This window comes from Natrinema pellirubrum DSM 15624 (genome assembly GCF_000230735.2).
GTDB lineage: Archaea > Halobacteriota > Halobacteria > Halobacteriales > Natrialbaceae > Natrinema > Natrinema pellirubrum.
The window spans coordinates 1,234,219-1,257,655 of record NC_019962.1 but is presented as its reverse complement, the minus strand read 5'-3'; the positions used below and the strand labels follow the sequence as shown (position 1 = coordinate 1,257,655).

18 protein-coding genes are annotated in these 23,437 nt (G+C 67.2%); 7 read left to right on the top strand and 11 right to left on the bottom strand.

All coding sequences use genetic code 11. The annotated features are described in order from the left end of the window. Positions 1–21: 21 nt before the first annotated feature. Entirely contained in the window at positions 22–615 is a 594-nt protein-coding gene (locus NATPE_RS06165; RefSeq protein WP_006179618.1) for a DUF7344 domain-containing protein, read from the bottom strand. A 748-nt stretch (positions 616–1,363) separates the two neighbouring features. On the opposite strand from NATPE_RS06165, the gene NATPE_RS06160 reads away from it, so the two are divergent. Further along, positions 1,364–2,323 carry a transcription initiation factor IIB gene (locus NATPE_RS06160; protein ID WP_006179619.1) on the top strand — a complete coding sequence of 320 codons (960 nt, stop codon included), beginning with the start codon at positions 1,364–1,366 and terminating at the stop codon, positions 2,321–2,323. On the opposite strand, the gene NATPE_RS22605 is transcribed toward NATPE_RS06160, so the two are convergent. Then, a complete protein-coding gene (locus NATPE_RS22605) occupies positions 2,316–2,492 on the bottom strand; it encodes a hypothetical protein (RefSeq protein ID WP_006179620.1) in 177 nt (58 codons plus the stop codon). The genes NATPE_RS06160 and NATPE_RS22605 overlap by 8 nt on opposite strands. 136 nt (positions 2,493–2,628) lie before the next feature. Between NATPE_RS22605 and NATPE_RS06155 the strand changes: the two genes are divergently transcribed. Together NATPE_RS06155 and NATPE_RS06150 are read left to right on the top strand one after the other, a co-directional pair. Further along, positions 2,629–4,551 carry a DEAD/DEAH box helicase gene (locus NATPE_RS06155; protein WP_006179621.1) on the top strand — a complete coding sequence of 641 codons (1,923 nt, stop codon included), beginning with the start codon at positions 2,629–2,631 and terminating at the stop codon, positions 4,549–4,551. Positions 4,552–4,659: 108 nt separating this feature from the next. Further along, complete coding sequence (locus NATPE_RS06150; RefSeq protein WP_006179622.1) at positions 4,660–6,420, top strand: ATP-binding protein; 1,761 nt, start codon at positions 4,660–4,662, stop codon at positions 6,418–6,420. A 37-nt stretch (positions 6,421–6,457) separates the two neighbouring features. Here the strand turns inward: NATPE_RS06150 and NATPE_RS06145 are convergent, their stop codons facing one another. After that, entirely contained in the window at positions 6,458–7,573 is a 1,116-nt protein-coding gene (locus NATPE_RS06145; protein WP_006179623.1) for a DegT/DnrJ/EryC1/StrS family aminotransferase, read from the bottom strand. A gap of 229 nt (positions 7,574–7,802) precedes the next feature. On the opposite strand from NATPE_RS06145, the gene NATPE_RS06140 reads away from it, so the two are divergent. Together NATPE_RS06140 and NATPE_RS06135 are read left to right on the top strand one after the other, a co-directional pair. Next, positions 7,803–9,431 carry an alkaline phosphatase family protein gene (locus tag NATPE_RS06140; RefSeq protein ID WP_006179624.1) on the top strand — a complete coding sequence of 543 codons (1,629 nt, stop codon included), beginning with the start codon at positions 7,803–7,805 and terminating at the stop codon, positions 9,429–9,431. Next, positions 9,428–10,441 carry a lipid II:glycine glycyltransferase FemX gene (locus NATPE_RS06135; protein WP_006179625.1) on the top strand — a complete coding sequence of 338 codons (1,014 nt, stop codon included), beginning with the start codon at positions 9,428–9,430 and terminating at the stop codon, positions 10,439–10,441. Before NATPE_RS06140 ends, NATPE_RS06135 begins: the two co-directional genes overlap by 4 nt. 65 nt (positions 10,442–10,506) lie before the next feature. On the opposite strand, the gene NATPE_RS06130 is transcribed toward NATPE_RS06135, so the two are convergent. Together NATPE_RS06130 and NATPE_RS06125 are read right to left on the bottom strand one after the other, a co-directional pair. After that, positions 10,507–11,934, bottom strand: coding sequence for a sodium-dependent transporter (locus NATPE_RS06130; protein ID WP_015298832.1), 1,428 nt, complete (start codon positions 11,932–11,934; stop codon positions 10,507–10,509). A 185-nt stretch (positions 11,935–12,119) separates the two neighbouring features. After that, positions 12,120–12,380, bottom strand: a complete 261-nt coding sequence (locus NATPE_RS06125; protein WP_006179627.1) for a MarR family transcriptional regulator — start codon at positions 12,378–12,380, stop codon at positions 12,120–12,122. A 265-nt stretch (positions 12,381–12,645) separates the two neighbouring features. Here NATPE_RS06125 and glmM point away from each other — a divergent pair, with 265 nt between their 5' ends. Continuing rightward, a complete protein-coding gene (gene glmM / locus NATPE_RS06120) occupies positions 12,646–13,971 on the top strand; it encodes a phosphoglucosamine mutase (RefSeq protein ID WP_006179628.1) in 1,326 nt (441 codons plus the stop codon). Positions 13,972–14,061: 90 nt separating this feature from the next. Here glmM and NATPE_RS06115 read toward each other — a convergent pair whose 3' ends face one another. Together NATPE_RS06115 and glmS are read right to left on the bottom strand one after the other, a co-directional pair. Next, positions 14,062–14,268 carry a DUF7563 family protein gene (locus NATPE_RS06115; protein ID WP_006179629.1) on the bottom strand — a complete coding sequence of 69 codons (207 nt, stop codon included), beginning with the start codon at positions 14,266–14,268 and terminating at the stop codon, positions 14,062–14,064. 667 nt (positions 14,269–14,935) lie between these two features. Continuing rightward, positions 14,936–16,747, bottom strand: coding sequence for a glutamine--fructose-6-phosphate transaminase (isomerizing) (gene glmS, locus NATPE_RS06110; protein ID WP_006179630.1), 1,812 nt, complete (start codon positions 16,745–16,747; stop codon positions 14,936–14,938). A 532-nt stretch (positions 16,748–17,279) separates the two neighbouring features. Between glmS and NATPE_RS06105 the strand changes: the two genes are divergently transcribed. Continuing rightward, positions 17,280–17,465: a DUF5786 family protein gene (locus NATPE_RS06105; RefSeq protein WP_006179631.1), complete on the top strand. Its 186-nt coding sequence runs from the start codon at positions 17,280–17,282 to the stop codon at positions 17,463–17,465. A gap of 173 nt (positions 17,466–17,638) precedes the next feature. Here NATPE_RS06105 and NATPE_RS06100 read toward each other — a convergent pair whose 3' ends face one another. From NATPE_RS06100 to NATPE_RS06085, 4 genes are all read right to left on the bottom strand, one after another. Next, positions 17,639–18,388 carry a helix-turn-helix domain-containing protein gene (locus NATPE_RS06100; RefSeq protein ID WP_006179632.1) on the bottom strand — a complete coding sequence of 250 codons (750 nt, stop codon included), beginning with the start codon at positions 18,386–18,388 and terminating at the stop codon, positions 17,639–17,641. 331 nt (positions 18,389–18,719) lie between these two features. Further along, the gene (locus NATPE_RS06095; RefSeq protein ID WP_006179633.1) at positions 18,720–21,959 is read right to left on the bottom strand and encodes a bacterio-opsin activator domain-containing protein; all 3,240 of its coding nucleotides are present in this window, start codon (positions 21,957–21,959) and stop codon (positions 18,720–18,722) included. Positions 21,960–22,187: 228 nt separating this feature from the next. Then, positions 22,188–22,610 carry a universal stress protein gene (locus tag NATPE_RS06090; RefSeq protein WP_006179634.1) on the bottom strand — a complete coding sequence of 141 codons (423 nt, stop codon included), beginning with the start codon at positions 22,608–22,610 and terminating at the stop codon, positions 22,188–22,190. A gap of 130 nt (positions 22,611–22,740) precedes the next feature. Then, complete coding sequence (locus NATPE_RS06085; RefSeq protein ID WP_006179635.1) at positions 22,741–23,436, bottom strand: cytochrome c biogenesis CcdA family protein; 696 nt, start codon at positions 23,434–23,436, stop codon at positions 22,741–22,743. Between the last annotated feature and the right edge of the window lies 1 nt (position 23,437).

The following is a 23,437-nucleotide window of genomic DNA, read 5'->3' as shown; positions in this document are numbered from 1 at the left end:
CCGAGACCGGCGGATCGAGGATCACTCGATCCGGGAGAGTTTGCCGTCGACGTTGCGCTCCTGATGGCGGTTCCGGACGAGGTGGGCACCGGAGAGACAACAGAACGCGGCGACGACGACGGCGGCGAGCGCGGTCATCGGGACAGCAGCAAGCACGGGAAGGCCGAGAGACGCCGCAGCGAGGACGGCGACACCGACCACGCTGAGGGCGGCGTACCACCGGTCCCAGCGGTCCTGTCGATGGGTCTCGGTATCGAGATACATCATCAGCAGGTCGGCATTGTCCGACAGCGAGATCAACCCGCGGTCCTGATCGTACTCGACGATGCCAGCGTCGTCCATCTTCGGCAGGTGGGTCTGATAGAGGGCGACGTAGACCCGTTTTCGCTGATCGGAACTGAGCGCGTTGATATCGGTGTCGTTCTCCCAGGCCGCGATCTGCTCGGCGAGTTCGCCGAGGGTGACCGTTTCGTCGGCTTCCAGCAAGTACGTGAGGACTTCCCGCCGTCTGCGGTTCTTTAATAGTTCGAAAATGACGTCCTTCGAGAGGCGTTCGCCCTCGTCGTCGGCGACCGATGCGATCTCGTCGGGCAACGACGTATCGATCGAGGACATCACCGACTCCCCCCAGTCGTATCGGCCCCATTCGAGCTTGCAGCCCCCTGACTCCGGAACGCCGGATCACCGGCGTATCGACTCGACGACGACCGCTGTACGTTCGAACGGCGGGTCGAAATCACGTTTGACACACCAGGTTGAACACCAACAGAGATACTCTTAAACACGACTACGTTTCGCACCGTCTGCAAAGGAGGTACGGATCGACTTCTCGACCGACCGATAGCGGCGGCTCCTCGAGGGCGAGACGAGCAATGACGACGGCTGTCGAGTCCGGACCGTATCCGGCGATTGCGTGCATATATCGACGACGTACGGGCGAGTAAGGGGTGGAAGGAACGACGACCGTGCAGTGATGGGGTAGTGCGGGACACGGCACTGGTACCGAACGTCCGCTGGGACCGATATAAAATCGAGCGACAGTTCACACACGAAAGAGCAGTTTACGGAATGAAGGGGTGATTTACGTCGGCGACTCGCCGAAACGATCGGGGCGTTTCTTGTTGCATGTGATCATTGGTCATTGCGGGTCGAAACGACCGACTGTCGGTCGTTTCGCCCGGACACGACCGATGGGACACGGTTTCGACTCGACCATCGGGGCTGTTCGCTCGCGGACAGTCGATGGTCGAGTCCTTTCTCTTTGCTTTCCGCTTCGAACCGCCGGGCGGGAACGGTAAGTCGGTGTTTCCGTCGAAACCATGTGAACCCCTTACAGTGCCGGCACGGTTTCGATCGACTACTGATGACGCGGTCTATCATCGATCACGCCAGCGACGAATCGCAGTCCGAGCAGGTCGAGGCTGGTCTGTGTCCCGACTGTGAGACCGACACGATCGTACACGACCCCGATCGGGGAGAGCGTGTCTGTGAGGAATGTGGGCTCGTCCTGAACGCAGATCCCATCGATTACGGGCCCGAATGGCGGGCGTTCAACGCACAGGAACACGACGAACTCTCCCGGGTCGGCGCACCCTTGACCCAGTCGATGCACGATCGGGGGCTGACGACGACCATCGACTGGCGAAACAAGGACGCCAACGGGCACTCGATGTCCGCGGACAAACACGGCCAGCTCCATCGACTGCGGGTCTGGCAGGAACGGATCCGAACGAAAAACGCCGGGGAGCGCAACCTCAAGTACGCCCTCTCGGAGATCGATCGGATGGTCAGCGCGCTGGGCGTCCCCAAGCCGGTCAAGGAGACGGCGAGCGTCATCTACCGGCAGGCGCTCGAGCAGGACCTCATCCGTGGGCGCTCGATCGAGGGCGTCGCGACCGCCTCGCTGTACACCGCCTGTCGGAAGGAGGACATCCCCCGGAGCCTCGAGGAGGTAACCGCCGTGTCACGCGTCGAGCAACGGGAGATCGGTCGGACCTACCGGTACATCGCGGACGAACTGGGCATCAACTTGGAGCCGACGAACCCTCGCCAGTTCGTCCCGCGGTTCTGTTCGGAACTCGACGTCGGCACGGACGTCGAGACCAAGGCCGTCGAGATCATCGACCGGACGACCGAGCAGGGCCTGCACTCGGGCAAGTCGCCGACCGGGTTCGCGGCCGCGGCCATCTACGCCGCCGGCCTGCTCTGTGACGAGACCATTCCACAGCGGGCCGTCGCCGACACCGCCCAGACGACGGTCGTCACGGTCCGGAACCGGTACCGGGAGCAACTCGAGGCGATCGATCAGCAACCGGCTACATGACCGAGCGGTCGTCCTCGCCGTAGAACGCCTCGTCGACCAGCGCGTGCAGGTTGTCGTAGGGAACGAACGCGATGAACTGCTCGTCGTCGTTGTAGAGTTCGACGCCCGTCTCCGTGCGGTCGTACCGGTCGCACTCGATCTGTCCCTCAGGGAGGATCGCGCGGTACATACCGCTACTCGACACCGCCCAGTCTCATATAGCTATCCGGGCTCGCGACCGGGTTCCGAGGGACGGAACCGATGGACTCGAGCGGCCGGCACCGGCGAACGAAATCGGTTTACCCGCACCGCCGTTAGACTGGCCAGTGACTGACGAACGTTCTGCGACGCCCTCCGACGAGCAGCGAAGCGACCCCGAGGCGGCGTCGGTCGTCGACGACGAACCGTCCGCCGTCGACGCGGAGAGCGACGGCGACCCGTTCACCATCGCCGACTTCCACGATGCCAGCCAGCGCGAAGGCCGTCCGGTCCTCACGGCGGCGGCCGTCGCCCGTGCGCTCGAGATCCCCCACGAGGACGCCAGCGACCGGCTCGCGGCGCTGGCCGAGGACGGCGACCTCGAGCGGCTCTCGGTGTCGACCGACCCCGTGGTCTGGTATCCGACGGAACTCGAGGACCTCACGGACCGCGAACGCGTGGTCGTCTTTCCGAAGCGCCGGGAGATCGTCGTCGACCGGCCGGACCAGTTCACGCGCGCACAATTGGCCCAGTTCGCCCACCTGGCCGACGCCAACGGCGAACAGGGATACCGCTACGTCGTCCGGCCCGAGGACGTCTGGAGTACCCCTCACGACTCGTTCGAGGACCTCGCCCGAACGATGCGACAGGCGCTCGGCCAGCGCGCCGAGGACTTAGAGGACTGGGTCCACAGCCAGTGGGATCGGGCCCACCAGTTCCGGCTGACCACCCACGAGGACGGCTACACCGTCCTCGAGGCCCAGACCCCCGAGATCATGGGCAACGTCGCCCGCCAGAAACTGGACGAGGAACACGTCCACGCGCCGATCTCCGAGACGGAGGACTGGGTCCGCGAGGGCGCGGAAGCGGCGATCAAACGGATCCTCTACGAGGCCGGCTACCCGGTGCAAGACCACCGCGACCTCGAGGCCGGCGAGGAGCTAGCGATCGAGCTGACGGTGTCGCTGCGGGACTACCAGCGGACGTGGGTCGACCGCTTCGCCGAGGCCGGCGAAGGCGTCTTCGTCGGCCCGCCCGGCAGCGGGAAGACCGTCGCCGCGATGGGCGCGATGGCCCACGTCGAGGGCGAGACCCTCGTCCTCGTCCCGAGCCGCGACCTCGCCCAACAGTGGGCCGACACGATCGTCGAGTACACCTCGCTCGAGCCCCATCAGATCGGCCAGTACCACGGCGGGCAGAAGAACGTCCGCCCGGTGACGATCGCGACCTACCAGATCGCGGGGATGGACCGCCATCGGTCGCTGTTCGACGACCGCGAGTGGGGACTGGTGATCTTCGACGAGTGCCAGCACGTTCCCTCGGACGTCTATCGGCGGAGTACGCACCTGCAGTCCAAACACCGGCTGGGCCTGTCGGCGTCGCCGATTCGGGAGGACGACCGCCAGACCGAGATCTTCACCCTCGTTGGCCCGCCGATCGGCACCGACTGGGAGGCACTGTTCGACGCCGGCTTCGTGGCCGAGCCCGAACTCGAGATCCGCTACGTGCCGTGGGGCGACGACGAACAGCAAAACGCCTACGCGTCGGCCGAGGGCCAGGAGAAGTACCGCATCGCCGCCCGCAATCGGGGCAAGATCGACGAGGTGCGGTACCTGCTGTCGGCCCATCCCGAGGCGAAGGCGATCGTCTTCGTCGATTACCTCGAGCAGGGCCGGGAACTCTCGGAAGCGCTCGACGTGCCCTTCCTCAGCGGGGAGACGCCCCACCACGAGCGCCGGCGACTGCTCGAGGAGTTCCGACGCGACGAGCGCGATCTGTTGCTGATCTCGCGGGTCGGCGACGAGGGGATCGACCTGCCGACGGCCGATCTTGCCATCGTTGCCTCGGGGCTGGGCGGCTCGCGCCGGCAGGGAACCCAGCGGGCCGGCCGGACGATGCGGCCCGCCGGCGGCGCGCTCGTTTACGTCCTCGCGACGCGGGGCAGCCGTGAGGAGGACTTCGCCCGGAAACAGCTCCAGCACCTAGGTCGGAAGGGGATCACGGTCCGCGAGCAGCGGGTCGACGACGGCGCGGGCGAGGACGAGGACTGACTGCGGCACCGCCGCAGTCTCGCGGCTCGAGCCGAGGCCAATCTTCAAGGTGCCGTGTTCGAACCGTACTGATATGACTGACTCGCGCGTGGCCGGGGTGGGTCGTCGGTGAGCGACGACACCCAGCAGCGCCAGATCCGCGTCGGCGAGACGGCCGATGGAGCGCCGCTCAAACTGCCCGTGATCGAGGTCCTCACCGGCCGCGGGTTCGCGACCGGGAAGAGCGGCTCCGGGAAGTCAAACACCGCATCGGTCATCGCCGAGGAGTTGCTCGAGGCCGGCTACCCGCTCCTGATCGTCGACACCGACGGCGAGTACTACGGCCTGAAAGAGGAGTACGAGATGCTGCATGCCGGAGCCGACGAGGAGTGTGACATCCAGATCGGGCCGGAACACGCCGAGCAGATGGCGACGATCGCGCTCGAGGAGAACGTCCCCGTCATCCTCGACGTCTCGGGCTATCTCGACTCGGACGTGGCCGACGAGTTGCTCCGGGAGGTCGCCCGACAGCTGTTCGTCAAGGAGAAGAAGCTGAAAAAGCCGTTCCTGCTGGTCGTCGAGGAGGTCCACGAGTACATCCCCGAGGGCGGCGGTGTCGGCGAGACGGGCAACCTGCTGATCAAGATCAGCAAGCGCGGCCGGAAACACGGACTCGGCATTCTGGGGATCAGCCAGCGGCCCGCCGATGTGAAGAAGGACTTCATCACGCAGGCCAACTGGCTCGTCTGGCACCGCCTGACCTGGGACAACGACACCAAGGTCGTCGGCCGGATCATCGATACCGAGTACTCGGATCTCGTCTCCGAACTCGACGACGGCCAGGCGTTCGTCCAGACCGACTGGACCGAGACCGATGTCCGGAGGGTCCAGTTCCGGCGCAAGCGGACCTTCGACGCCGGCGCGACCCCCGGACTCGAGGACGTCGAACGGCCCGAACTCAAGTCCGTCTCCGACGCGCTGGTCGGGGACCTCCAGCAGATCTCCGAGCGCAAGGACCGCGAACAGGACCGGATTCAGGAACTCGAGACCGAACTCGAAAAGAAGGAAACACGGATCGAGACCTTAGAGGACGAACTCTCGTCGGCCCGTGACGTCTCGAGTGCGGCCAGACAGATGGCCGATGCCCTACAGAACACCGAGACGGTCCAATCTCAGCTGCCGGAGGGCGGCGGGGACCTGCGCCGGCTCCACGAGGAGATCGCCGACCTCGAGGACGAGCGCGACGAGTTACGCGAGCAACTCGCGGACCGCGACGAGCGCGTCGAGGCGCTCGAGGTCGACCTCGAGGAGCGGACAGCGGAACTCGAGCGGCTCCGCGGGGAGAACGCGCAGTTACGGGAGGTCGTCCGCGAGCGCGCGGCGAGACGCGAGGGGGACTCGGGTGACGACGGGCGCGGAGCCGAAAACGCCGGGGCGGAGTCGGCCGGCGGGGACGAATCCGAAATCGTCCAAGCCGGCGGCGACGCCGTCGAGTTCGGATACATGTCCGCCGACGATGCGAGGGAGAGAGACTCGAGCGGCGGAACCGATACCGCTTCGTCCGGGTCGGACGAGGGAGTCGTCATCGCGGACGAGGACCGTCGCATCGGAGAGATACTCGAGACGGACCTCGAGGATCGACTCGCCCGCGCCTGCGAGGGGTCGCAGTGTTCGGTCGAGACGGCCGAAGCGATCGTCGAACTGTTCGCGCGGGCGGGGCCGCTCCGGACCGAGACCGTCGCCGCCCGAGTCGATCGGTCGCGGGTCGCGGTCCAGAGCCTCGTCTCGGAGCTACGAACCGAGGGCGTCCTCGAGCGGGCGGGCGAGCGGACCTACGCGCTACACGAGGACGTCCGGGCTGAGTTGCGGACTGCGACCCTCAGCGAGTGATCGGCCACCGACCCGCTTTCTCACCGCCGTCGGAACGTCACCGTCGCCCCCGGAGTCGTTCGCCGACGGTTTCGATCGCGCTCGGCTCGATTCCCTGGTGGACCGGCAGGGCGACGACCGACTCGGCGTAGCGGTTCGCCGTCTCGTAGGCGTCGTCGCCCCGTACCGACTCCCGGAGGATCGGCCAGCCGTGGGCACCGGCGACGCCAGCATCCTCGAGATCGGCGAGAAACGACGACGAGTCGTCCGCCAGCACGGGATATTCGTAGGGGCTGATGCCGGTCGGTAGCTCCTCGTACAGCGGGGCGAGGTCGTCGCGGTCGGCCAGCACGCGGCCCCACGCGCGGAAGTTCTCGCGGCGGGCGGCCCGGATCGCGTCCGGGTCGGCGGCGTCGGTGACGGCCGCCGAGAGCTTCGACATCGGTGCCTTCGCGGCCTCGTATCTGGCGATCGGATCGACGCTCGAGACATCGTCGTCGTCGAGGAACGACTCGATCGATCGGTAGAGCGGGTCGAGCGCGGTTTCGGCGACCGACGTGGCGAGGTAGCGACAGTCATCGGCGCCGAACCGGTCCGCCCTGCCGGCCAGCGACGACGGCTCGAAGGCCGCCTCCACCTCGTCGCTGGCCCGGTAGAGGACGGCACCGTCGGGGACCGGCAGCAGCTTCCGCAGCGTCGTGATCCCGAGGTCGCCGTGGGTCCCCAGCAGCCGGCCGTCGGCGACGCTGATCGGCCCGTGGGCGTTGTCGTCGACGTGATAGCAGCCGTACTCGTCGGTCAGGTCCGCGAGCCGCTCGAGGCCGGGCTGAGGGAACCCGAAGTAGTTGACCGAGGTGACGGCGACGGTGTCCTCGTCTAGGCGGGACTCGAGGTCGGCGAAATCCGGGTCTAGGGACGGCTCGAGAGCGTAGAACCGGGGCTCGAGACCGAGTTCGCGGAACGGTTCGACGACGGCCGGCGAGAGGTAGGCGGGAACGAGGACGTTGCCGCCGGGTTCGACGAGGCCGTCGAGGCCGTCCCGAAGCGCGACCTTGCCGGCACCGTAGTAGGAGTAGCCGACGCCGGGAGCGTGGCGCTCGACGTAGGCGTCGATCCCCTCGCCGTCCGACTGCGAGAGCGAGGCGTCGAACACGGACGGGGTCGCACTGATCATGCCTGCGGTCGCGGGCGGTCAGTAGGAGAGAGGGTCATCAGCGAGAGACGGTTCGTCCGTGCCCTTAGTGATGCGGACGGTACAGGGGTAGCGCCAGTGAGAAACCGGGACTTACAGCCGCGCTGTCGGTCGCGCAGTTCGCTCGCGTTCCGGGACGATCGCTGCCAGCATCGGCTTACAGCGTACCAGTACTTGCATAACAAAGCCCGGCCGCCGGCACAACGCCACCATGGCAGGTTCGACGGATGGAGACGATCTTCGGCTGCTCGTCGTCGGGCTCGACGCCGGCTGTCTGCCGATACTCGAGCCGCTGTTCGAGTCGGGCGAGCTGCCGACGCTACGGGGGTTGTTCGCGGAGGGGACGGCGGGACCGCTCGAGTCGCAGATCCCGCCGTGGACCGCGAGCGCCTGGCCGTCGCTGTACACCGGCAAGAACCCGGGCAAACACGGCGTCTACGACTTCCTTACCTTCGACGGCTACGACTGGGACGTTGTCAACGCGACCCACGTTCGGGCGCGACCGATCTGGGAACTGCTGAGCGATCACGGCCGCTCGAGCGTCGTCGTCAACGTCCCCGTGACCCATCCGGCACGGGAGTTCGACGGCGCACTGATACCGGGGCTGACTGCCCCCGAGGAACCGGCCTGTCACCCCGAGGGGATCCTCGAGGACGTCAAGCTCGCATGCGGGGGCGAGTACTGGATCTACCCCCAGAGCGGGCCGGTGCCGGACCGATCGATCGAGGGCTACGAGCGAACGATCGAACTCCGGGGGACGGCGTTTCGATACCTCGCCCGGCGGTTCGACCCCGACTTCGGCTTTTTGCAGTTCCAGCAGACGGACTCGGTGTTTCACGAACGGCCGGGCGACAAGCGGGCGATCGAGGCCGTCTACCGGGAGGTAGATCGACAGGTGGCCGAAACCATCGAACGGACCGAGCCGGCAAACGTCCTGGTCGTCAGCGACCACGGGATGGGGAAAGTGACCGGCGACGAGTTCCGACTCAACGAATACCTCCGTGACGAGGGCTACGTCAGCGCCCGCAGCGGCGGCGAGGGGATGCCCGACTGGTCGAAGACGTGGGAGAACGACCTGCTCTACGGTTCCGAAGCCGGCGACCGGGAGCCAAGTGCCATCGAACGGGCGCTCAACGCCGCCGCGACGGTCGGACTCACGACCCAGCGGATCGCGAGCGCGCTCGATCGGGTCGGCCTGAAGGAACCGATCGGCAAGCGGGTCCCGAACGACGCCATCCGGGCGGCCAGCGAGCAGGTCGACTTCCCCGACTCGAGGGCGTACGTCCGCTCGAAGAGCGAACTCGGCGTCCGCATCAACCTCGAGGGCCGGGAGCCCGACGGCACGGTGCCGCCCGAGGAGTACGAGACCGTCCGAGAGGACCTCATCGCGTCGCTATCGGCCGTCCGAACGCCCGACGGCGAGCCGATGTTCGAGGCGGTCGAACCCCGCGAGACCTACTTCGAGGGGCCACACGTCGAGCGGGCCCCGGACGTAATGACGATCCCCGCGGCGTTCGACAACGCCATTTCCGCCGATCTCGGCAGGGAGCGGTTCGGCGAGCCGATGGAGCCGTGGAACCACAAGCGGACTGGCGTCGTCGCGGCCGCCGGCCCGGCGTTCGACGCGGCCGCCGACCTCGAGGGGGCGACGATCTTCGATATCGCGCCGACGATCTGTTCGCTGTTCGACGTGCCGGTCGACGACGACATGGACGGCGGGCCGCTGTCGGCCGTCGACGGCGGTCGTCGGCGAGCGTATCCGGCCTACGATCCGGACCCGATCACCGCGACCGACGACGGAACCGTCGAAGACCGACTCTCGGACCTCGGATATCTATGAGCATCGAGATACGGCAGTTCGATCCGCGAACCGACGCCGACGAGTGGAACCGCTACGTCGAGCGATCCGACGGGACGAACCCGTTCTTCCGGGCGGAAGCACTGGCGTTGCAAGGCGAGGAAACCGACACGACGCCCCATCTCCTCGCCGGGTTCAAGGGACAGGAACCCGTCGGGGTCTTTCCCGTCTTCGAGTACGCGAAGGGGCCGATCACCGGTGTATTCTCGCCGGCCCCGCACTCGTGGACGTCCTACCTGGGGCCCGCCCTGTTGAACGTCGCGAAACTCAAACGGCGCAAGGCCGATCGGCGGATCAAGCGCTTTCTCGAGGGCTGTCTCGAGTGGATCGAGGGGACGATCTCGCCGCTGTACAGCAAGTTCGTCACCGGTGCCGCGTTCGACGACATCCGGCCGTTCCGCTGGAACGAGTACGACGTTGTCCCCGGTCACACCTATATCGTCGACCTCGAGGGGAGCGAGGAGGAGCTGTTGAAGCGGTTCAGCAGTGACGCTCGCAGCAACGTCCGCAACGCCGACGACGATAGCTACGTCATCGAAGAGGGCGACGGCGACGACGTCGAACGCATCGTCGAGAAGGTGCGACAGCGCTACGAGAGCCAGGATCAGCCGTTCCGGCTGCGGCCCGGCTTCGCGCGGTCGCTGTACGAGACGCTGCCCGAGGGCGCGATCCGGCCCTACGCCTGTCGGGTCGACGGCGAGTTCCTCGGCGGCATCCTCGTCGTCGAGTCCGATCGCACCCGCTACCGGTGGCAAGGCGGCGTCAAGCCCGACGTCGACGTCGACATCGCGATCAACGACCTCCTGGACTGGCACGTCATGCGCGACGGGCTCCGCGAGGGGATCGACGAATACGACCTCGTCGGGGCCGGCGTCCCCAGCATCAACCGCTACAAGGCCAAGTTCAACCCCCGCCTCGAGACCCACTACGAGATCACGCGGGGCGTGTTCGGGATCGATCTCCTCGTCGATCAGTATCAGAAACACCGGTAACGCCGAGGTGAGACTCCGCTGCGATCACAGCGCAACCGTTCGTCGCACTGAGCGACGCGTCGCAGTCAGTCCGCCCGCTCGCTCGGTTGCGGTCGGCTTTCGGAGACGGACCGGCGGGCGACGACGACGAGCGCCAGCAGCGTCAGCACCGCCGCGACCGACAACGGTCCCGTTCCCGCCGAGAGTCCGACGAGCGCCGTGACGTCGGCGTAGAACGTAAAGAGGAGAAACGCCGGGAAGATGGTCCCGATCGCGTATCGCCACGGGACCACCAGCGGGCGTGAGAACCGTCCCGCTCCCGCGAGAAACTCCTCGATCGCGGCCGGGCCGAGAACCCAGGCGGTGTAGGTCATGAACCCGGTCAAGCCGAGTATCAGGAGGAGGTTGACGAGCTGGTCCGCAAACAGCGTAAACACCGTGGGGCTGAACGCGTTGACGCCGCCGGTAACCGCGACCAGCGCGAACAGCCCCCGTGTCGCCGTCGACCGCTCGAGGTCGAACTCGTCGACCAGAAACGAGACCGGAATCTCGAGCATGCTGATCAGACTCGTCAGGGCTGCGAGGAGAACGACGAGGAAGAAGACCGCGCCGAGGAGCCGCCCGGCGGGCAGGCTCGCGAACGCGCCGGCGATCCCGATGAACAGGGCACCGGGGCCGCCAGCAGTCGGTCCCGGCGCGAACGAGAACAACAACGGGAACACCACGAGTCCGGCCAGGATGCCGATACCGAGATTGAACACGGCGATAGCCGAGGCGTCGAGTGGGAGCGAGCGGTCGTCGTTGATGTAGGAGGCGTAGGTGATCATCGTCCCGCTGCCGATCGAGAGGGTAAACAGCGCCTGGCCGGCGGCTGCGCCCAGTACCGAGAGGAAGTTCTCTGCGAGGTATGCCCCGTCGAACGCGAGGTAGAACTCGTATCCCTGCGCAGCGCCGGGTTGGCGGGCCGCCCAGACCGCGAGTCCAACGAGCAACACGACGACGCCGGGGATCATCACCCTCGTCGACGCCTCGATGCCGCGTCTGATCCCCGCGGCGACGATCAGCGACGTGGCCGCGAGGACCGCGAGTTGGTAGCCGAACGCTTCGGCACCGTAGCTGATCGCCGCGAAGTGGGTTTCGGGAGCCGCGAAATAGGCACCCGTCGCGCTCTCGAGGAAGTACCGGAGGATCCACCCGCCGACGACGCTGTAGAACGACATCAGCATGATCGAGGTGACGACACAGAGGACGCCCAACACCGTCCAGAAGCGAGATCCGGAGAGCGATTTGAACGCCCCCACTGGGTTCCGGTTCGACCGTCGGCCGATCACGAACGCGGCCAGTAATCCCGGTACCCCGACGAGGAGAACGATGAGCAGATACAACAACAGAAAGGCACTCCCGCCGTTCTCCGCGGTCATCCAGGGAAATCGCCAGATGTTCCCCAGTCCGATCGCGCTTCCGACCGCGGCCAAAATGAATCCGGCCCGGCTCGTCCAACTCTCACGTACCATTCTGTCTCAGGAAATCGACTCGGCGAGCATAAGAATTGTTTATCAGTGCCATACCCCCATTCGCAGTGACATGGGAGCGGGGACTCCGAGACGACGCGTACCCGGGTCAGTTCTCGCCCGTCAGTACCGACTTGCAGTGGCTACGATGGGAACGCGACAGCGCCGGCGAAACGGGGGCACCGAGACTACTCGCGGATCCGGTAGGTCGACTGGCGTGCGTCCTCGAGACAGACGCGACTGGCGACCAGTTCTTGGTCCTCGAGTTTCCCGAGGGCGTAGCGAACGGTCCGGGGACAGAGCCGCGACTCGGCTGCGATGCCCTCCTGTGTGAGCGGTTCCTCGTACTCGAGGACCTTGTAGACGAGTTTCGCACTGGGCGGGAGGTCGTCGAGCGAGACGTCGGTCCCGGGATCGTCACCGTGGGTGTCGGACTCGGTCGCACTCATACGGTTCGACTCGATTGGACGGCCGCTGGCTGTGTCGGTCCCATGCTGTTCGATCCTACCCGCGTCGGTCATATATACGGCCCAGACAGTTCAGCCAGACAGGCGGATGCTAACCGGTCGTATCGACGTGACAGACGACCGGACACGGACGGCCGACGACCACTCCACGACCCCCGTCGAAAACGGCGATCTTAGCCGGTGTTACCCCGCTCGTCGGCTGATTAATCCACACATAGTAAGGCACTCGCCCCACTCAGAGAATCGTATGTTTGGAACGAGCGGTATTCGTGGCCGGGTCGGTGACGAGGTGACGGCGGCGACCGCCCTCGAGGTCGGTCGCGCGGTCGCGTCCGAGGGGTACGATCGCGTCGTCGTCGGACGGGACGTCCGCGAGAGCGGGGCGATGCTCGTCGACGCCGTCGCGGCGGGGCTGTGTGAGTGTGGCGCCGACGTCGTGACGGTAGGCGTCGAGGCGACGCCGACGGTCGCCCGCGCGATCGATCATCTCGAGGCCGACGCTGGCGTCGTGATCACGGCGTCGCACAACCCGGCGACGGACAACGGGATCAAGCTCTGGACGCCGTCGGGGAAGGCCTTCGGTCCCGACCAGCGCGATGCGATCGAGCGGCGGGTCCGCGAAGACGACTACGAGCTGGCCGACTGGGAGGGAATCGGCGACCGGACCCATCGCGCGGGCGTTCGTGACCACCACGCCGACGCACTCAGCGAGGCGATCGACCTCGAGCGGACGCCAAGCGTTGTCGTCGATATCGGCAACGGTACCGGCGGGGTGACGGCATCGGTCCTCGACGAACTGGGCTGTCAGGTGCGGACGCTCAACGGACAGCGGGACGGTTCGTTTCCCGGCCGACCGAGCGAGCCGACCGCCGAGACCCTCGAGACGCTGTCGACGCTGGTCGCGGAGACGGACGCGGAGATCGGACTGGCCCACGACGGCGACGCGGATCGGATGCTGGCGGTCGACGAAACCGGGGCGTTCGTTCCGAAAGACGTCCTCCTTGCACTGTTCGCCCGGGACGCGGCCGGCGAGGGCGAGCGCGTCGCCGCACCGGTCGATACCAGTCTCGCGGTCGACGACGCGCTCGCGGCGGTCGGCGCGTCGGTGACCCGGACGCGGGTCGGGGACGTCTACGTCGCCGAGCGGACGACCGAGCCGGACGTGGTCTTCGGCGGCGAACCGAGCGGCGCGTGGATCTGGCCGACCGAAACGCGGTGTCCCGACGGCCCGCTCGCCGCCTGTAAACTGGTCGAACTGGTCGCAGATCAGGGATCGCTATCGGACCTCGTCGGAGAAATCGAACGGTATCCGATCCGGCGAACGTCGGTCGAAGTCGAAGACAAGCGGGCCGCGATGGCCGCCGTTCGACGGCGGGTCGACGAGCGATACGACGAGGTCGATACGCTCGACGGCGTCAGAGTCGAGACCGAGGCGGGCTGGTTCCTGCTTCGTGCGAGCGGGACCCAGCCGCTGATCCGGGTCACCGCGGAGGCACGATCGCCGGCCGACGCCGACGATCTGTTCGACACCGCCCAGTCGCTGCTCGCCGAGGCCATCCCTTCGTCGGCGTAGGCGGCGACAGTACGACGGGAGAACGGTGTGACTCGAGGTGTGAGCGGAACAACGGTGCGACGACGACTACGATTCGGTCGAAAACGTCGGTTATCTGGCTTCTTTCGGGATGAAATCGGACGTCTTCATCTCGCGGTAGGTCGCACAGTCCGGACAGGCGTGGACGACGTCGCGGTTGTCGCCGAACACGCGAGCGAACTGGCGGGTCACCTGATTCCCACAGTTGACACATCGGGGGGCTGTCGTTTGCTGGCCGGCCGTCATGGGCGTCCAGTTGGCGGATGGGTCCGTCGACATCAACAGTCCGTAGCGACAGAACGGTATTTACTATAGACCGCATAATGCCGGTCGCAGCAGGGGATTGCAACGCGATCCCGGAACGGCTCGAGTCGGAAGACTGTTCGAGGATCGGGAGTGTGAGCCACGGAGACGCGGGAAATACGATATTAAACACGAGTAACAACGTCTTTATCGCCACCCAAGTCCGTCTGAACCCGCACGAACACAACCGGTAGACGGGTCTCGACAGGAAGGTGTGAACCGTCGTCAGGAGACCGACGCCCAGCCCGTCACGACCCGGCGGATCGCGACCGACGAAGCGACGGCCGTAGCTATCAGGTGTGCCATTTATACGAGCGGCAAACACCTAGGCTAACCGGAGGGTATCGATCGATACCCAGGTTCCGGTGGCCGCCACCGGCGACCTCGATCGCCAGCGTGACCCTCCACGTTCGATTCCGATGTCGTTCGAGTACGGGTCGCGATCGACGACGCCGTGTGGACCGGGCTACGGGGGTGGCCTCGTGTCCTGCGGCCTCGGTGACCCCTGCTCGAAACCGACCGATCGGGCTTTTCGTCGCGAGGTGACAGAAACCCGTCCAGAGCGGCAGCGGGAGGGTCGAAAACGAGAGTATGACAGCAGTGGGAACGCGGACCCGACAGGAATCGGGTCGCCGGGGACCGCTTACTCGACGGTGACGCTTTTCGCCAGGTTCCGCGGTTTGTCGATGGGACGGCCGAGGAGATCGGCGGCGTGATACGACACAAGTTGGAGCTGAACGTTCGCGAGCAGGCCCGCCAGATCGGGCTCGGTGTCGGGGATCGGGAGGTGGTCGTCGGCGACCTCAACGGCCGGGTGGTCGTCGGGACAGACCGCGATCACCGGCGCGCCGCGGGTCTGTGCCTCCTCGGCGTTTTTCAGCGTCTTCTCGTCTTCCTGTCCGGTGAAGATCGCGAACACCGGCGTCTCCGGTGTCACCAGCGCCAGCGGCCCGTGTTTGAGTTCGCCCGAGGCGAAGCCCTCGGCGTGTTCGTAGGTGATCTCCTTGAACTTCAGCGCCCCCTCGAGCGCGACGGGGTAGCCGAGCCCGCGACCGATGAAGAAGTACGCCTCGCTGTCGCTGTAGCGTCTGGCGACGGTCTTTGCGGCCGACCCGGCGAGAACGTCGTCGATTGCCGCCGGCATCGATTCCAGTTCCGGCAGGAGCGCCTCGAGGTCGGCCGGCGGCTCGCCCCGCAGGTCGGCGGCGATCCGCTGGGCCAGCAACGTGAGCATGACCGCCTGCGAGGAGAAGGTCTTCGTCGCGGCGACCCCGATCTCCGGGCCGGCCCGGATAAACAGCGCGTCGTCGGCCTCGCGGGCGGCCGTCGATCCGACGACGTTCGTCAGGGTGAGCGTCGCGGCACCCTCGCTGGCGGCCCGCCGAAGCGCGGTGAGAGTATCGGCCGTCTCCCCGCTCTGGGTGACCGCGATCACCAGCGTGTCGTCGTCGATCGGCGGGGCCGAGACGCTGTACTCGTTGGCCAGCAGGGCGGTCGACTGGACGCCCGCCTGATTCAGCGCCAGCGAGCCGTAGAGCGCAGCGTGATACGAGGTCCCACAGGCGACGAACTGGACGCTGTCGACGTCGGCGAAGGTTCCGGGTTCGAAGTCGGCCAGCGCGATCCGGCCACCGGCCGGATCGATCCGGCCCTCGATCGCCTGTGACAGCGACGTGGGCTGTTCGTGGATCTCCTTGAGCATGAAGTGGTCGTACGTGCCCTTACCGGCCTGTTCGGGGTCCCACTCGACTGTTTCGGGTTCGCGCACGACCGGATCCCCCTCGAGGTCGGTGAACTCGACGCCGTCCTCGTCGACGACGACGACGTCGCCGTCCTCGAGGTAGATGACGCTGTCCGTGTACTCGAGGAAGGCGGGGACGTCGCTGGCGAGGAAGTACTCGCCGTCTTCCATGCCGACGACCAGCGGCGACCCGCTGCGGGCCGCGTAGAGGACGTGTTCGCCCGAGACCATCGCGGTGACGGCGTAGCTGCCCTCGAGTTCGTCGATGGCCTGTCGGAAGGCCGGCTCGCTGTCGTAGCCGGCGTCGAGGTAGTACTGGACCAGATGTGGGATGACTTCGGTGTCGGTGTCGCTGGTGAACTTGTAGCCGTTGGCCGCGAGCCGCTCTCTGAGTTCGGTGTAGTTCTCGATGATACCGTTGTGGACGACGGCGACGTCCTCGCTCTCGTCGGTATGCGGGTGGGCGTTGGCGTCGGTCGGGGGCCCGTGCGTACTCCAGCGGGTGTGACCGATCCCGACCTCCCCCTGGAGCGGCTCGCCGATCGACGATTTCAGTTCCTCGACCTTCCCGGAGCGTTTCTCAACGTTGATGCCGGAACCGTTCTGGACGGCGACGCCCGCGGAATCGTAGCCGCGATACTCGAGGTTTTCCAGGCCCGTCAGCAGCGGTTCGAGAGCGTTGCCGTCGCCGACGCGGCCGATGATGCCACACATCGGTGGCTCACCCCCCGTCGGGCCGGTGGTGACGGTCGTGTGGCCCGCTCACGGTAGTTGCGTGTGCAGCGACGGCCCGGCTCGCCCCCGACGGCGAGGGCCGACGCGATCTGACAGCACAGTGATCCGAATCGAGTGTTCGAGATGACAACCGGTACGCGACCATGAGCCAAGGCAACCCTCCCGAACCCATTACTATAGACGGACTACTGAACGCCGTAGTCTCCGGGTACTCGAGGCCTGAGTCGCGGTTCGGCCGTTTCGAATGCGGGGGACGGGTCGCCGTATCGAGTCGCTATCACGACCGAACCGTCGGTCCCGGCCGCGCTCTCGAGCGGTTTTGCCGAAGGCGTCGACCGGCGGTGAAAAGTACGGCAAACGAACAGGGGATCGCCGCTCTGGTACGGACGGCAAAACGATCGGTAGGGGACGGACACGGGACCGGTCGACTCGGTTTCGAAGGGTTGCAGCCACGTTGACAGAAAGGGGCAAAAACCGGCACACCTTTTGCAGTGGCGGCGAACGTGTACGTATGGGTTTTGGTAGCTACGACGAATCCGAACAAAAAGAGCAGACTGCCGACGACGACGAGGACGTCGAAGCCGTCAACGTCCACGAAAACGACCATCATGGCGAGATGTCGTTCGAATCCGACGTATCGACGGACGAGCTGGTCGACCAGCTCGGCGCGATGAAAGACGACGAAGACGACGAGTAACGCGTCGGTAGGCGACCGGAGCGCCCGGAATCGATTGCGACGGTCCGCAGGGTGTCGAACTGCTTACATCTCGGTTTTCTCGTGCGGACGGACGACTGTCATCGCTCGATCGGAGAGCGTCGGGACGAACTCGGCGAGACATCGCTGGAGGAATGGGCGCCCCTGCGGCTCGGTCAGAGCGTCTGTGCGCAGAGTTCGCCGATCGCCCGTCGCAGTCGCTGGGAGACGGCCGACTTCGAGACGTCGAGTCGTTGTGCGAGTTCGTCCTGGGAGATGCCGCGAGGGACCTCGAAATAACCTTCCTCGTAGGCGACGGCGAGCAACTCCTGTTGTTTGTCGGTCAGGGCGACGACGCCGTCGTCTTCCTCGTCGGACACCCGGAGGTGATCGACGGTGACCGACACGTCGCGCTCGCGGCAGTAGTCGTTGAACGCGACGAGTCGGTCCCGGTCGGGGAACCGTAACTGGAGCTGCCAGCCGGCCCGGCAGCTCGAGCAATCGAGGAGCCGACCGCCGACGGCGGCGGTCGCGGCGGTGAACGTGACCGCGCGGTCGGTAAGGGTCACCCGGTAGACTCGCCTGTCCGGATAGCGGTCGACGAGGACGGGATCGGCGACGGTAGGATCGGTCTCGAGCCCGGCCTCGAACGCCTCGAGGTCGGTTCCGTGGGCCGTGACGAACACGACGGTCCGGCCGGGTTCGGGCTCGGTCCAGTAGTCGGGCTCGAGGGCGATCTCGGGGGCCCGCCGGAGCGAGGGGGCCAGAAACAGCCGCGAGTGATCGAGCCGGAGCTGGGCGACGATACCGCCGTCGGCCGTCGATCGAACGCCGCTCGCGCCGACGTCGGTTCCGTCAGCGCCGGTTCCGTCGGCGTCGGCTCCCGGCTCCGGTCGGTCCTCGGCGTCGGCGATCTCGATGCTCACAGGACCATCCCCCGCCCGCCCGGGCGGCCGCTGTAATCAGTTCTTACCTCGAACGCACTCATTGAATGGCTCATTAGGAGCCGAGTACATGGTCGTAGACGCTATACACGGAACCGAACAGGGGACCGACATCAATACGTATTCATCCGTCAGCTCGCTATCCAGTTTGGACCGAGCGGGAAAGAGTGTGTTACCCGACGGATCGGCTCAGTAAAACCGGAATACGCCCGGCCCGGCATCGATGCTGGCCGGAGTTGGCCGGCCATCACGACCGACGCTGGCTGAGTTTCCCGTCGCCGCTGGCTGGGACGGTTCGATCGGCGGCACGCGATCACTCCCCGTCGGCGTCGTCGAACAGCAACGCGAACAGCTTCCGCTGGGCCAACCGGAGATGTCGGCTGAACGTCGGCTGAGAGATGCCGAGCGAGTCCGCGATCTCCTCGCCGGTGTGATCGCGGGGCCATTCGAAGAACCCGCCATGGTAGGCCGCCTCGAGCGTCCGCCGCTGTCGTTCCGAGAGGCGCTCGGCGAGGTCGTCGATCGCTCCCGCTGCCCGGGGCGGTCGCTCCCGCGTTCGGCGAGCGATCAGCTCCGTCCCCGGATGCCGCCGCTCGAGAGCGCGGACGAACGCGCGGACCTCGACGGGCTCGCCGAGTTCGATCGTGAGCCGCGTCCGGTCGTCGACCGGCTCGAGCGAGCGGAGGACGCCACCGTGGGCCGCGATCGTCCCGGCAACGGTGGGCGCGGCAAAGACGATCTCGAGGGCCGTCCGGTCGTCGCCGTCGCCGACGACCGTAACCGATTCGACGGCCGTCGCGGTCGCGACTCGGTCCCGGATCGCGTCCGAATCGCCGTCCGAGATCGAACAGTACACCGTCGAACCGTCCGTCGACCGCGGGATCACGGCCCGGACGTCGATCCGCCGCTCGAGTCGGCCGGCGAGCGACGACAGCGGCTCGGTCTCGTCCCGACAGACGACCTCGAGTTCGGTTACCCGGTCCGCAAGCAGCGCCGCTTTCGTCTCGAGCGCGCCGATCGCAGCGCCCGCGATCGTTCCGAGATGGGCACAGGCCCGGCGGGTCCGCTCGTCGAAGGCCCCCGGCTCCGTCGCGTACGCAGTCAGCGTCCCGAAGCGGAACTCGTCGGCGGTGAGGGGGACGCTCAGCGCCGATCGGAATCCGCGATCGCGCAGCCGTCGCCGCCACGAGTCCTCGCCGGCGCGGTCGGTCGTCTCGGCACCCATCGCGTCGCCGGTCGCGAGATCGTCGACCACGACCGCCTCGCGGGTCGTCGCCGCGGCGCGAGCCGGCGTCTCCTCGCTCCCGTTCAGCGCCACGGTCGCCGACTCGAGGAACGCGGCGTCACGGCCGGCCCACGCCGTCGGGACGAGCCGTTCGCGGCCGTCGTCCGCGCGGCCGACCCAGGCGAGCCCGACGCCGTCGGCCGCGGCCGGCAGCGAAAGCGAGACCAGTCCTTCACAGAGCCGTTCCTCGACCGCCTCGCGGGTCTCCGCCTCCAGTAGCGACCGACCGAGGTCCCACAGTCGCTCGTCCCGGTCGACGACCGTCTCGAGCCGAGCGCGCTCGTGGCGGCAGGTCCGAAGGGCAGCGGCGCGATCGCGGTCCTCGTGTGCGATCGCCGTGGCCGCCGACAGCGCCTCGAGTCCGTCGACGTCGATGCCATCGAACGCCGTCGGCTCCGTGCTGGTCGCGAGGACGATCCCGTCGCTCCCGACCGGCACTGCGAGTACCCGCTCGGCTCGGAGCCCGGTACGGGCGAGGACGTCCGTGAACGCCTCGCGGTCGTCGACCGTCGGCTCGCCCGACTCGATGATCGGCTCGAGCCGCGTCCCACGGGGGTCGATCGCTGGCGGTTCGATCGACGCGTCGTCGCTGCCAGTATGGTCGGCCGTCACGGTGGCCGTCGGCCGAAGGTCGTCGTCGGTTCCACGGTACCAGACGGTGACGTCGGCCCCCATCCACTCGCCGACGGCGTCGACGACCGCATGCCGAACGGCTGAGGGGGCTTCCGCACTGGCGAGTGCAGCGGTCGTCCGACGGAGCATCGACGCCGCATCGTCACCGGACTCGCGCCCGTCGCGCACGACACAGAGCGTCCGATCCGCCGCCGGCGTATCGCGGTCGGCGTCGAAGTCGGGAGACAACGGTGCGACGGAAACGTCGACCGGCCGCGGCGGCTCGGTCGCGAGCGTCCCCGAGACGGATTCGAGCCACCTGACGACCGGCGAGTCGGCCCGCTCCAGCACCGATGCCGCGAGGTCGTCGTCGAACACCGATTCGAGGTCCCGACCGACCAGCGATGCCGCGTCGGCCAGCTCCAGCAGCGCCGGATTCGCCAGCCGGATCGTCGACCCCTCGAGGACGGCGATTCCGACGTCGACGGTGTCGATGACCGACTCGAGCAGCGCGAGCCGATCCCGATCCGTCTCCACGGCCTCGGCGGGCCGGTTCCGGACGTGGATCGTCGCGCCGTCGTCGCCGGGATGAACAGCGACAGCGATCGGGTCCTCGAGCGAAGGAACGGTCGTCTCGAAGGCGGTGACCGAGCCGGTCCGCTCGGCCTCCCGGACGCGCTCGGAGAGGGACCGACCGAGGGCGTCCGGGAGCCGGTCCCAGAGGACGGCACCCGTCGGCAGCGGCTCGTCGGTCGTCGTCGAATCAAACCGTCGGACGAATCGGGTCGCCGCCGCGTTGGCGTACCGTACGTCGTCGTCCGCACCGAGGACGAAAAGCGGGTCCGTGAGCCGGTCGAGCCCCGTTCGGACGGCGTCGGCCCCGCCGGCATCGACGGTCGGTTCAGCGTCCGTCCGCGTCACGACGACCCCCTCGAGAGCCGGATCCGCGAGCCGATTGGTACAGGTAAGCGTCGCGACCCGCCAGGTGCCGTCGGCGTGGCCGAGGCGAGGCCGGACCCGCTCGGTCGTTCCAGTCGGTCCCGCGACGGCGGTGGCGACGGCGTCGCGAACACCCTCACGATCGTCGGGGTGGACGAGCCGCGTCAGCGCCGTTCGCTCGAGTTCGGCGGGTGTATACCCCAGCCGCGATTCGACGGCCGGCGTCACGTACTTGACGGTCCCCTCGTCGTCGACGACCCAGACGACCGCGTCGGCGGACTCGAGGATCGCTCGGTGCCGCGGGGCGGCTGCGGACGCGGCGCGGCGATACCGCTCGCGATCGGCGGCGTTCCGAACGCGGGTTCGCAGGACGGTCGCCGACCGGGCGCTCGCGACGTCGCTGGCTCCCGCCTCGAGCGCGCGGTCGGCGTCGTCCCCGTCGGCGAGCGCGACGATCGGCGCGTCGGTTCGGTCCGCCAGTCCCTCGAGGAGCGAGGGGGAGTCCGAGCGCTCGTCGGGGTCGAAGGGGCAGACCAGACAGTGGATCTCGCGCTCGGCCAGTCGCTCGCGGGCAGCCACGGCCGTTCGCGCCCGCAGTAGCGACTGCTCCGCGAACGCCCCAGCGAGGGCGTCCATCGCGTCGTCGGCCGAGCTGGACTCACCGACGATCAGGATGCACGGGGAGTCGCCGACGACCGTGGCAGCAGCGTCGCTCACCCGGCGCTCACCCCCAGTTGGATCGCGGCCGTGTAGCGAGCCGACTGCCACCGAACGTGCCCGACTCGAGCGGTCACGATAGCGGTCGCGACGGCACCGGACGGGTTAAGTATCGATCTCGTACCGGCGGGTAGCACCGGATTAGGTTCGGCGACCGCCGTCGAGAGGTCAGGGGTCATCGTGGCGGCCGGCGTCAGCTGGCGAGTCGGGGACACCGCGCTGGCGCGGTTAGGGCTGCTCGCGGACCGTCAGCACCGGCACCGGCGCGTTCCGGACGATCTCCTCGGCGACACTACCCGAAATCAAGTGATCGAGCCCTGATCGACCGGCCGTCCCGACCATGACCATATCGACCTGATTCACCTCCGCGTAGTCGACGATCTGCTCTTGGGGTACGCCGTGGCGGATGTCCGTCGTCGCCTCGACACCGTCGTGTTCGGCCGCCGCTCGAGCGCGTTCGGCGGCCCCTGCGGCCTCGTCTTCCGGATCGGAGCGAAGCCGATCCTGTTTCTCCGTCGCCTGCGGTCCGTCCTCGGAGACCGAGAGGACGTGCAGCGTTGCGTCGAGTCGGTCCGCGAGTTCGATCCCGTGGTCGGTCGCCCGCTGTGCGGCGTCGCTCCCGTCGGTCGCGACCAGCAGATCCTGATACATGTCCCCCGATTCGGGTGACGGCGGGATAGGTTCCGGACCTGCCGTTGCCTGCCGAGGGCGGCTCGAGCGAGGTACGAAAAAGCGGTTCGAAACGGCCGGTCGGAACGCAGCCGGGGCGAGGCGCCGACGATCAGGACACCAGCGCGGCGAGGTCGATCGCGTCGAGGACGACGATCGCGAGGTACAGCTGGCCGATTCCGGCGACGATCATGACGACGCCCGCGATCCGTTTGAGCAGGCCAGTGTAGGCCGCGAGCCGGCCCGCGCCCGCGACCAGCCCCATGCCGGTCGCGACGGTCAGCGACACCATCAACACGACGAAGCTCCCGACGTAGGTCCCCAGCAGGATCGCCGCCGAGGTCGTCGGCAGCGACAGCGCGCGGGTGACCACACCGAAAAACACCGGTGCGACACAGCCGGCCGCAGCCAGCGCGTAGCCGACCCCGAAGATCCCGAACCCGAGGACGCTCGAGCGCCGTTTGGGAAGCGCGATCGACGGCGACGGGGCGCGATCGAAGACGATCAGGAGGCCGAACGCGATCAGGACGACGCCGGCGAACACCTCGAACCAGGTGACAGCAGACAGCGTCGAGTGACCAACCCAGAACGTCGCGCCGAGCAAGACGCCGAAAGTGACCAACACGCCGAGGCCGGCGATCAACCCCCGGCTGAGTGCGCCGCCGAGCGACGCGTGGTCGCCGTCGGTCTGGCTGACGTAGAAGCCGACGTAGCCGGGTAGGAGCGGGTAGGAACACGGCGAAAAGAACGTCGCGATCCCGGAAGTCAGCCCGAACACGATCGAGGTTGCGAGTGTGGTATCGACCATG